This window comes from Centipeda periodontii DSM 2778 (genome assembly GCF_000213975.1).
In the GTDB taxonomy this organism is placed as follows: Bacteria; Bacillota; Negativicutes; order Selenomonadales; family Selenomonadaceae; genus Centipeda; species Centipeda periodontii.
This window is the reverse complement of record NZ_GL892076.1, coordinates 2,648,557-2,658,509: the sequence shown is the minus strand read 5'-3', so window position 1 is coordinate 2,658,509 and position 9,953 is coordinate 2,648,557. Positions and strand designations below refer to the sequence as shown.

At 59.8% G+C, this 9,953-nt stretch carries 10 protein-coding genes and 1 riboswitch; of the genes, 6 read left to right on the top strand and 4 right to left on the bottom strand.

The genetic code is table 11. The annotated features are described in order from the left end of the window. Positions 1–55 precede the first annotated feature (55 nt). From HMPREF9081_RS12190 to moaC, 4 genes are all read right to left on the bottom strand, one after another. Positions 56–1,102, bottom strand: coding sequence for a sulfate/molybdate ABC transporter ATP-binding protein (locus HMPREF9081_RS12190; RefSeq protein ID WP_006307715.1), 1,047 nt, complete (start codon positions 1,100–1,102; stop codon positions 56–58). After that, entirely contained in the window at positions 1,102–1,770 is a 669-nt protein-coding gene (gene modB / locus HMPREF9081_RS12185) for a molybdate ABC transporter permease subunit (RefSeq protein ID WP_006307714.1), read from the bottom strand. The genes HMPREF9081_RS12190 and modB overlap by 1 nt, the downstream gene beginning before the upstream one ends. Beyond that, positions 1,770–2,573: a molybdate ABC transporter substrate-binding protein gene (gene modA / locus HMPREF9081_RS12180; protein WP_006307713.1), complete on the bottom strand. Its 804-nt coding sequence runs from the start codon at positions 2,571–2,573 to the stop codon at positions 1,770–1,772. The genes modB and modA overlap by 1 nt, the downstream gene beginning before the upstream one ends. Beyond that, a riboswitch (molybdenum cofactor riboswitch) is annotated at positions 2,565–2,696 on the bottom strand. Its footprint overlaps the gene before it by 9 nt. A gap of 10 nt (positions 2,697–2,706) precedes the next feature. After that, the gene (moaC, locus tag HMPREF9081_RS12175; RefSeq protein WP_040395237.1) at positions 2,707–3,189 is read right to left on the bottom strand and encodes a cyclic pyranopterin monophosphate synthase MoaC; all 483 of its coding nucleotides are present in this window, start codon (positions 3,187–3,189) and stop codon (positions 2,707–2,709) included. 300 nt (positions 3,190–3,489) lie between these two features. Between moaC and HMPREF9081_RS12170 the strand changes: the two genes are divergently transcribed. The 6 genes from HMPREF9081_RS12170 (at position 3,490) to fdhD (ending at position 9,911) form a co-directional block, all read left to right on the top strand. Next, on the top strand, positions 3,490–4,518 hold the full coding sequence (locus HMPREF9081_RS12170) for a molybdopterin-binding protein (protein WP_040395234.1): 1,029 nt from the start codon (positions 3,490–3,492) through the stop codon (positions 4,516–4,518). Between the two features lie 110 nt (positions 4,519–4,628). After that, complete coding sequence (locus tag HMPREF9081_RS12165; protein ID WP_040395232.1) at positions 4,629–5,834, top strand: molybdopterin molybdotransferase MoeA; 1,206 nt, start codon at positions 4,629–4,631, stop codon at positions 5,832–5,834. Positions 5,835–6,038: 204 nt separating this feature from the next. Next, positions 6,039–7,034 (top strand): GTP 3',8-cyclase MoaA, encoded by a 996-nt coding sequence (gene moaA, locus HMPREF9081_RS12160; protein ID WP_006307709.1) that lies wholly within the window; start codon positions 6,039–6,041, stop codon positions 7,032–7,034. A 1-nt stretch (position 7,035) separates the two neighbouring features. After that, complete coding sequence (locus tag HMPREF9081_RS12155; protein WP_006307708.1) at positions 7,036–7,959, top strand: MOSC domain-containing protein; 924 nt, start codon at positions 7,036–7,038, stop codon at positions 7,957–7,959. Beyond that, a complete protein-coding gene (gene mobB / locus HMPREF9081_RS12150; protein WP_006307707.1) occupies positions 7,956–9,089 on the top strand; it encodes a molybdopterin-guanine dinucleotide biosynthesis protein B in 1,134 nt (377 codons plus the stop codon). Before HMPREF9081_RS12155 ends, mobB begins: the two co-directional genes overlap by 4 nt. Before the next feature lie 24 nt (positions 9,090–9,113). After that, complete coding sequence (gene fdhD / locus HMPREF9081_RS12145; protein ID WP_006307706.1) at positions 9,114–9,911, top strand: formate dehydrogenase accessory sulfurtransferase FdhD; 798 nt, start codon at positions 9,114–9,116, stop codon at positions 9,909–9,911. Positions 9,912–9,953: the final 42 nt, after the last annotated feature.

The window sequence follows — 9,953 nt, the reverse complement described above, 5'->3', positions numbered from 1 at the left end:
GTGGCGAGCGCAGCGAGCCGATAGGGGCGCTCGTGCAACAGCCCCTTTTTGCATCTCAGTCCCTCAGAAGCATAAGCTCCTCAATGGGGAATTTGAAATGCAATGTGTCGTTGATGGAGGCTCTGTGCGCCTCCCAGATTGCCTTGGAGATTTCCCAGCGGATGGGTGTTGCTCCGTCTGCAAAGCGCAGCATGACGATGTAGGTAAAGGTGCTCTCGATGACCTCCGCGATGTGTGCAGGCAGCGCATCCGCTTCCCTCTTTGACGCAAGCACAAGGTAGTGCGCGCGGATGGCGATGTGCCGCACATCCGCCGCACTGTCGGCAACGCGGAGCGTCACGCCCCAGTCAGTCGCCTCCACGTAATGCTCGTCCACGCGGCGGGCGGCAGAGATGTTCTTGCAGCCTGTGAGCGTGGTCGCGGCGCATGTGCCCGGATTGCGGAACAGCTCGTGCTTGTCCATCGGCGGGGTCATCCGCCCGTGATCGACGGTCGCAATTTCCTGCGCGATGCGGAATGCCTCGTCGCGGTCGTGCGTGACAAGGATCGCCGAGATGTTCTGCGCCGCAAGGATCTCACGCAAGGCAAGCTCGATCTGCCACTTCAGATGTGTGTCGAGCGCGGAGAACGGTTCGTCGAGGAGCAGCACATCTGCACCGCGTGCGAGGATGCGCGCAAAGGCGACGCGTTGCTGCTGTCCGCCCGAGAGATTTGCGGGATAGGCATTTTCGAGCCCTTCCAGAGAGAAACGTGCGACGTTCTCTTTGAAGATACGCTCCTTTTCCTCACGCGTACCGTCCAGCGCAAAGATGATGTTCTCGCGCACGGTCATGTTTGGAAAGAGGGCGTAGTTCTGAAAGAGGTAGCCGACGTTCCGCGCCTGCGGCGGGAGGTCGATGCGCTTCGTGCTGTCGTAGAGTGTGCGCCCGTTCAGTATGATCTGGCCGCGATCGGGATGTTCCAGCCCCGCAATGCACTTGAGCGTCATGCTCTTGCCGCTGCCCGATGCGCCGAGGAGCGCAAGCGTTGTGTCGGTGAGCGTAAAGTTTGCCGCAAGCGTGAAATCCCGCAGACGCTTTTCGATATTGACGATGAGTTCCATCAGCGCACCTCCCGTTTGAGGTACAGATTCATCGCTCCGATAAAGACGAGCGAGAAGAGGGAGATGATGATGGCCCAACGAAAGGCGAGATCGTAGTCGTTCGCCTGCACCGCCGCATAGATGGCGGTGGACATGGTCTGTGTGTGCCCAGGGATGTTGCCCGCGAACATGATGGTCGCACCGAACTCGCCGAGCGCACGGGCAAACGAGAGGACAAGCCCCGCGAGGATGCCGTGGCGCGCGTTCGGCAGGATAATGCGCCAGAAGATGCGCCAGTTGCCGACGCTGAGCGTCTGTGCCGCGTGGATCATGCTCTGGTCAATCGCCTCGAATGCGCCGCGTGCCGTGCGGTACATGAGCGGGAGGCTCACGATGACCGCCGCGATGACCGCCGCGCGCCATGTAAAGACGAGCGGCAGGTCGATCGAGAGGAGGAAACTCCCGATGGCACTGCGCTTTCCGAGAAAGAGCAGCAGGAAGAATCCGACGACGGTCGGCGGCAGGACGAGCGGCAGGGTAATCACCGCGTCGGCGATCGTGCCCGCGAGGCGGCTGCGAATCTGCAGCACACCGTACGCGAGTGCGATGCCGACAAAGAATGTGATCACCGTAGCGAGTCCCGCGACCTCAAGTGAGATGATGAGCGGGGAGAGAGTTTCGTCCGTCATTACTTCACAGTAAAGCCGTACTTCTCAAAGACTTTCTTCGCGGCATCGGTCTGTAGGAATGCGAGGAAGTCCTTTGCTTCGTTCATGTTCTTCGCGTCCTTGAGCACGGCGGCGGGGTAGACGATGGGCTTGTGCGTATCGGCGGGGGCGACGGCAGCGACCTTCACCTTGTCGGAGATCGCTGCATCCGTTGCATAGACGACGCCTGCGTCTGCATCGCCCGTCTCGACCCATGCGAGCACCTGACGGACATCGGAGCCGTAGACGGCGCGCTCCTTCACCTGGTCGAGGATGCCGAGCTTCGTAAAGACTTCCTCGCTGTACTGTCCGACGGGCACGCCCTTCGGCTCACCGAGGGCGATGTGCTTGATCTCTGGATCGAGCACCGCCTTGAAATCGGGGAGGTTCAGCTTGCTGTCCTTCGCCGTGATCAGGACAATTTGGTTGACGAGGAGGTCGACGCGCGTGCCGTCCGCAAGCAGCTTCTTCTCATCGAGCGCGTTCATCTGCTTCTGTGCGGCAGAGACGAAGACATCGGCGGCACCGCCGTTCTCAATCGCCTGCTGGAGTGCGCCGCTGCTGCCGAAGTTGAAGACGAGCTTCGTGTTGCCGTGTTCCTTCTCGTACATGCCGCCGAGTTCCTTCATCGCGTCAGTCAGGCTTGCCGCTGCCGATACCTGCAGCTCGACCGGTCCTTCCTTCGGCGTGTCCATCTTGTTTGCACTGTTGCCGCCGCCGACGCAGCCTGTGGTGAGGAGTGCCGCTCCCGTAAACAGCGCCATTAACATTTTCTTGAGTTTCATGTGTATGCTCCTTTACAAATAGGTGGGTATGGTCGTTTCCAACCATGCCCCGTGACGGAATCCGTCAGGCAAGGCATCATAGATCGCTCCTTAGATTATCCTTGCTCGGAGTGCTGCGAGGGAATCCCCCCATTCAGCGGACAAATGTACCGCTTTTGCCGCCGGACTTGCGCTCAAGGCGTACATCGCCGATCTCCATGCGCTTGTCGATCGCCTTGCACATGTCGTAGATGGTGAGGAGTGCCGTGCTTACGGCGTGCAGCGCCTCCATCTCGACGCCCGTCTCGCCCGTGACCTTTACGGTCGCCGTCGCGCATACGGCATGGCGCGGAGTTTGTTCAAGCGCAAAGTCGAGCGTGCATTTGGCGAGCGGCAGCGGGTGACAGAGCGGAATCATATCCGATGTGCGCTTTGCCGCCATGATCCCGGCGATGCGCGCGACACCGAGCACGTCGCCCTTCGCCGCCGTGCCGCCCTCGATGGCGTTGTAGACAGGCTCGCTCACGTAGATGCGCCCGCTCGCAATCGCCTCGCGGTGCGTTTTCTCCTTGCCGCTGACATCCACCATGATGGCGGCACCGCCCTCATCGAAATGCGTCAGTCCTGCATTCGGCATATTGTTCCCTCCTTTCGATCCGAATGTTTTAATCATAACGTAACGCGCATAGAAAATCAATCTCTTGTCTATCCTCGTGCTATAAAAAAAGAGGGGGACAAAGGACACAAAAACATTCTCATTTACGAAAAATCATAGAGAAAATTTATTTTATGTGATATAATCAATAAGAAGAATGTATAAATGAGAATGGTTTTTAGATAAAGATTAATTCGTTGCAAAACTATTCTTGTTTGATCGTGAATGTGTATTATATACGATGTGTTTTCAAAAATACATATCGATGGAACGGGAGGGACTATGCGGGAGGTTCGCGTTCAGGACGCAGTGGGGATGATTCTCTGCCACGATATCACGGAGATCGTACGCGGGCAGCGCAAGGGGGCACGATTCCGCAAGGGGGATGTGATCCGTGCGGAGGATATCGAGGTACTGTTGCGCATCGGCAAGGAGCACATCTACGTCTGGGAAGATGACGAGAATATGTTGCACGAGAATGACGCGGCACAGGTTCTGCGCGATCTCTGTCAAAGTGAATACATGACGGCGAGCGAGCCGAAGGAAGGAAAGATCGAGCTGACATCGACGGTAGCGGGCGTGTTCGAGGTGAATGAGGATGCGCTCGATGCCGTGAACGACATCACGGATGTGATGATCGCGACGATCGCACAGCACTTCCCTGTGAAGGCGGGGACGAAGCTCGCGGGCATGCGCGTCATCCCGCTCGTCATCGGCAAGGATGTCATGAAAAAGGTGCAGGAAACGGCGGGCACGGAGCCGCTGCTGCGCATCCTGCCGTATCGCAAGATGAAGGTCGGCGTTGTGACGACGGGCTCGGAGGTCTTTCACGGGCGCATCAAGGATACGTTTACGCCCGTGCTCGACACGAAGCTGCGCGCGTTCGGGCTGAGGGTGGATGAGCACCGCCTTTCGGACGATGGGACGGAGCATACGCGCGCAGCAATCGAGGAACTGCTCGACTGCGGGATGGACATGGTACTCTGCACGGGCGGCATGAGTGTCGACCCCGACGACCGCACGCCCGCCGCAATCCGCGCAACGGGGGCGCGCATTGTGACGTATGGCGCGCCGGTGCTGCCGGGGGCGATGTTCCTGCTCGCATACTACGAGAAGGACGGGCGGAAGGTGCCGATCATGGGGCTGCCGGGCTGCGTCATGTACTCGCCCGCGACGATCTTCGACATCATCCTGCCGCGCGTAGTGGCGGGCAGCGAGTGGACGCGGCGCGAGATCACGCGGCTCGGCATCGGCGGGCTCTGCATGGAGTGCAAGGTCTGTCACTATCCCGTTTGTCCATTTGGAAAGTAAGGGAAGCACTGTACGATGTGAAGAAAATAACAGTACAGTGATGTTTCGCACAGACATCTATGCCAAAGATTTTGTATAAAGATAGCTATAGGAACGTCAGGAGGGGAACCATGCAGGACATCGAACTCGAACAGGCGGTAGAGATACTGCTCGCGCATGCTTCGCCCGTCACGGAGACGGAGGATGTTCCCCTGCTCGATGCCGTGGGACGCGTTGCGGCGGAGGACATCAAAGCGGGTTTTGACAACCCGCCGTTTGATCGCTCGCCGCTCGACGGCTATACCTTTGCAGCAGCAAGCACGTGCATGGCGAAGGCGGAGAGTCCCGTTACGCTGCGTGTTGTCGCGGAGGAGTGTGCGGGCGATTTCTTCGCCGGCACGGTCGGTGCGGGCGAATGCGTCCGTATCATGACAGGCGGTGCGATTCCGCAGGGCTGCGACTGCGTTGTACGGCAGGAGGATGTGCGTGAGGACGGCGATGCGATCCGCGTTCCGTTCACTTCCAAGCCGTATGAGAACTACTGCTATGCGGGCGAGGATATCAAAAAGGGGACCGTCATCCTTCGACAGGGACAGATCATCCGTGCGGCGCAGATCGCCGTGCTCGCGAGCGAGGGCCATGCGACCGTGCGCGTCCATCGGCGCGTGCGCGTCGCGGTGGCGAGCACGGGCGATGAACTGCTGCAGCCGGGCGAGCCTCTCCGCCCCGGCAAGATCTACAACAGCAATCTCTATCTGCTTGCGGGCAGATTGAAGGAACTCGGCGCAGAGGTGACGGTGGTCGGCTCTGTACCCGACGATGTGGAGCGCGCGGCGGAGGTCATTGCCTCCTATGCGGACAAGGTGGACGTGTTTCTTACGTCGGGCGGTGTATCCGTCGGCAAGAAGGACATCATGCACGGGGTTGTGCCCGCACTCGGTGCGGAGCGGCTCTTCTGGCGTGTCTGCATGAAGCCGGGCGCGCCCGCGATTGCCTATACGCGCGGCAGACTGCTTGGCATTGCGCTCTCGGGCAACCCGTTTGCCGCCTTTGCGACGTTCGAGCTGATGGCAAAGCCTGCGCTTTTGCGGATTGCGGGGCAGACGGATGTGCTGCCGGCGCGGCGGCGCGCCGTACTCGCGGATGCGTTCCCAAAGGAATGCCTCGGGCGGCGCTTCCTGCGTGCACGCATGGAGGCGGATGGGCGTGTCTCACTGCCCGATCAGCACGAGTCCGGCTCGCTCTTTTCGGCGGCGGGCTGCGATGCGTTCGTGGATGTGCCGGCGGGGACGAAGCCGCTGGCGGCAGGGACAGAGGTGGAAGTAGTGATCCTCTGATGTGACGATGCGGTGGTGATGCTCTGCCGTGCGTTTCACCATCCCCCTATCGGCTCGCTTTGCTCGCCACTTCCCCCGTAAACGGGGGAAGCTGATATAGAACCCCTTAGCCTCCCCCGCGTGCGGGGGAGGGGGACCACGCGAAGCGTGGTGGAAGGGGTAAAAAAGAATCGTCAATAAGCAGGATATAGATAGAAGGCTATTATGCAGGATCAGTTTCAGAGGAAAATTGAATATCTGCGCATTTCGGTGACGGACTGCTGCAATCTCCGCTGCCGCTACTGCATGCCCGCGCATGGTGTGAAGAAGATGAGCCATGCGGATATCCTTTCCTATGAGGAGATTCTGCGCGATGTGCGCGCCCTCGCCGCGATGGGCATTCGCAAGGTGCGCCTGACGGGCGGAGAGCCGCTTGTGCGGCGCGACATTGTGCATCTCGTGCGCGGGCTGAAGGCGATCCCCGGTATCGAGACGGTGGCGATGACGACGAATGGCGTCCTGCTCGGCGCTATGCTCGATGAGCTCCTCGATGCGGGACTCGACGCGGTGAATCTCAGTCTTGATACGCTCGACGGCGGTAAGTTCTTCTCCATCACACGCCGCCCGATGTTCGGTGCGGTTATGGATACGCTCGAACGACTGACGGTGGAAAAACAACTCGATGTCAAGATGAACTGTGTGCCGATCGCGGGCGTGAACGATGATGAGATCATGGCGCTCGCAGCGATCGCACGGGATTATCCGATCAAGATGCGCTTTATCGAGCTCATGCCGATCGGCTGTGCCCGCACGGAGGGGTATCGCGGTGTGCCGATGGGTGAGGTGCGTGCACGGCTGAAAGATGCGTTCGGTGCACTCCTGCCCGTCGGTGAGGCGGCGCATTGCGGTGCCGTTCCGATGGGTCCCGCTGCCTATGTGAAGCCTGCGGGCTTTCGCGGTGCGCTTGGATTTATCGACGCGATGGAGCATAAGTTCTGCGATACGTGCAACCGTGTGCGCCTGACGGCAGAGGGCTTCCTAAAGCTTTGCCTCTACAGCAACGCGGGACTTGACACGCGCGCACTCCTGCGCGGCGGGGCGACGGACGCACAGCTGCGTGAGGCAATCGCGCACGCCGTCTGGAAGAAGCCCGAAGAGCATTATTTCGAGATGGACAGTGAGACGCGCGACCGGCGCGCGATGTATCAGGTGGGAGGTTAATATGGGAGAGATCCGTGCGCTCTGCATCAGCGAGAAGCGCGGTACGCAGAAGCACGCGATGGATCGCGTCTTCTTCATGACGGAGTTCGGCATCGATGGCGACGCCCATGCAGGCGACTGGCACCGTCAGGTGAGTCTCCTTGGGCTCGGCGAGATCGACGACTTCCGCGCACGCGGCGCGGATGTGGACTTTGGCGCATTCGGGGAGAATGTCGTTGCCGAGGGATTCCGATTCAAGGAACTGCCCATCGGCACGCGTCTGCGCGTCGGCGACGTCTTCCTTGAGATCACGCAGATTGGCAAGGAATGCCACAGTCATTGCCAGATCTATCATCAGGTCGGCGACTGCATCATGCCGCGCGAGGGTGTCTTTGCGCGCGTTCTGCACGGCGGCTGGGTGACGGTCGGGGACAAAATGGAGATTACGACAGAGAAGATCCCGCTCGATGCCGCCGTCATCACGGCGAGTGACAAGGGCGCACGCGGCGAGCGCGAGGATAAGAGCGGCGCTGCGATCCGTGAACTCCTGACGGAGGCGGGGTACCATGTCGCGGGCTTCAATATTGTACCCGACGAGAAGGAGCAGCTTGTGCGCGAGATGACGCTCTGGGCACAGCGCGGCGTGGGGCTGATCCTCACGACGGGCGGCACGGGTTTCTCCGTGCGCGATGTGACGCCCGAGGCGACGCGCGAGGTGATCGAGCGCGAGACGCCGGGGATCCCCGAGGCGATGCGTGCGCTCTCCATGCAGGTGACGCCGCGCGCCATGCTCACGCGTGCCGCGGCGGGCATCCGAAAGCGTTCGCTGATCGTCAACCTGCCGGGCAGCGAGAAGGCGGTGCGCGAGTGTCTCTCCTTCATCCTGCCGCAGCTGCAGCACGGCATTGAGATCCTGCGCGGCGATACGGGTGAGTGTGCGCGATGAACCCCGCTGAGCTGACGCTCATTGTTGCTGCGGGCGGCAGGAGCACGCGCATGGGCACAGACAAGCGCTTTCTGCCGCTGGATGGGGAGACGCTGCTCGCACATATGCTCCGCAAGGGAAGCGCGGCGGGGTTTCACTCCATCGTGCTTGCGGCAGAGGGCGAGCGCAGTGATCTCGCGGCACTCGCAGAGGAATACGGTGCATATCTTGTCACGGACGAAATCCCCGCGCAGGGACCTGCTGCGGCGATTGCCGCAGGGCTTGCGGCGGCGAAGACGGAGTGGGCGCTCGTACTCTCGGGGGATATGCCCTTCTACGACTTCGAACTCGTGCGGGCGCTCCTCCCCGAAGCCACAGGCGACACACAGGTTGTCCTGCCGACAATTTCGGGCTACTGGCAGCCGCTTGCCGCACTCTACCGACGGGATGCAGGCACGGCGTTTGCCGCCGCGATCGCGCGCGGCGACCGCAAGCTCGGCATTATCCTGCGTGAGCTCACGGTGAAGGAGCTGCCGCTGACGGTGGATGCGGGGATCTTCTTCAACGTGAACACACCTGCCTCCTATCGTCTTGCGCTCGGACGCCTTGCAAATGAGCATCGCACAAAGCCCATTCTCTCCGTTGCCGCACCTGCCTCCGGCACGGGCAAGACGACATTTATTGAGAAACTCATCCCGCTTCTCGCGGCGCGCGGTGTGCGATGTGCCGTTATCAAGAGCGACAGCCACGGCTTCAACCTCGACACGAAGGGAAAGGATACGGCGCGCTTTACAGCCGCAGGCGCGGAGGCAGTTGCCGTAAGTTCTCCTGACGGATATTTTATTCAGCAAAAAACGAAAACGCGGCAGGATTTTCAGAATCTTATCGCGAACATAATTCCTAATAGTGTGGATTTATATATCACGGAGAGCCGTTCACGCGGCGTGCTTCCTACGTTTATGCTCGATCGTGGATTGGGAATACCGGAGATCGACGAACGCGTTGCTGCTTGTTTTGCCAAGGAACGTAGCATTGATACGGATGTCCTGACGTTTGACCTCGACGATATGGATACCGCCGTGCGCCTTGCCCTTTTCCTGATGGGGCGGCCGCTCTACGGCGCAGACAGTGAGATGTTTTTGACGATGTAACGATTGAAATGGAAAGACTGGGAAATGGAAATTCAGCGCAGTGACTTTATCGACGTTCCCGTAACCCGCTATGTATCGGAGGAGAATGCGTTTGTCTCCGATCATAAATACACCTCCGAGGAGGTCTACTTCGACATCGACCTCAACGGGGAGAACTTCACCACGGCGTTCTGCTCGCCCGTTGACTTCGAGGATCTTGTCATCGGCATGCTCGCCCAGATGGGGCGCATCCGCAGTTACGATGACATCACCAGGCTGACGGTGGATGCAGAGCACCTCAGCGCCTCCGTCCAAACAACGGAGGATGCACAGCGTTGGGCGCAGGAGGCAGTCAAGAATCCGCGTTATTTCTCGGCGCGCAAGATTTTGAAGCTGCGCCCCGAGGAGATCTTCGAGCGCCCGCGTTACGTGCGTTTCCACGCGAGCGACATTCTCGCAACGGCGGACGAGCTGCTCTCGCATCTCTCCAAGACGCACGACACGACGAACGGCGTCCACAGCGGCGTCATTTACGATCAGGAGAACAAGAAAATCCTTGTCTTCCGTGAGGATGTCGGCCGGCACAACGTCTTTGACAAGCTCTATGGCTGGGCGCTCAAAAATCACGTGGAGATTACCGATAAAATCATCGTCTTCAGCGGGCGCTGTTCCTCGGAGATGATGTTAAAGCTCGGGCGCATGGGCATCGGGGCGGTTGCGGCGAAGTCCGTACCGACCACGCTCTCGCTCGATGTCGCGCGTAAACTGGGCATTACGCTGTGCGCGCGCATGGCTCCCGGCTCGTTCTGTGTATATGCGAATCCGGAGCGCATTGTTCTTTAAGCGGAAAACAGGGGGACTCCCCGTTTTTCATAGATGGTTTAA

Excerpts from the sequence above, each read along its gene's own strand:
- HMPREF9081_RS12190 (WP_006307715.1), bottom strand. The coding sequence starts at position 1,102 with ATGGAACTCATCGTCAATATCGAAAAGCGTCTGCGGGATTTCACGCTT.
- modB (WP_006307714.1), bottom strand. The coding sequence starts at position 1,770 with ATGACGGACGAAACTCTCTCCCCGCTCATCATCTCACTTGAGGTCGCG.
- modA (WP_006307713.1), bottom strand. The coding sequence starts at position 2,573 with ATGAAACTCAAGAAAATGTTAATGGCGCTGTTTACGGGAGCGGCACTC.
- moaC (WP_040395237.1), bottom strand. The coding sequence starts at position 3,189 with ATGCCGAATGCAGGACTGACGCATTTCGATGAGGGCGGTGCCGCCATC.
- HMPREF9081_RS12170 (WP_040395234.1), top strand. The coding sequence starts at position 3,490 with ATGCGGGAGGTTCGCGTTCAGGACGCAGTGGGGATGATTCTCTGCCAC.
- HMPREF9081_RS12165 (WP_040395232.1), top strand. The coding sequence starts at position 4,629 with ATGCAGGACATCGAACTCGAACAGGCGGTAGAGATACTGCTCGCGCAT.
- moaA (WP_006307709.1), top strand. The coding sequence starts at position 6,039 with ATGCAGGATCAGTTTCAGAGGAAAATTGAATATCTGCGCATTTCGGTG.
- HMPREF9081_RS12155 (WP_006307708.1), top strand. The coding sequence starts at position 7,036 with ATGGGAGAGATCCGTGCGCTCTGCATCAGCGAGAAGCGCGGTACGCAG.
- mobB (WP_006307707.1), top strand. The coding sequence starts at position 7,956 with ATGAACCCCGCTGAGCTGACGCTCATTGTTGCTGCGGGCGGCAGGAGC.
- fdhD (WP_006307706.1), top strand. The coding sequence starts at position 9,114 with ATGGAAATTCAGCGCAGTGACTTTATCGACGTTCCCGTAACCCGCTAT.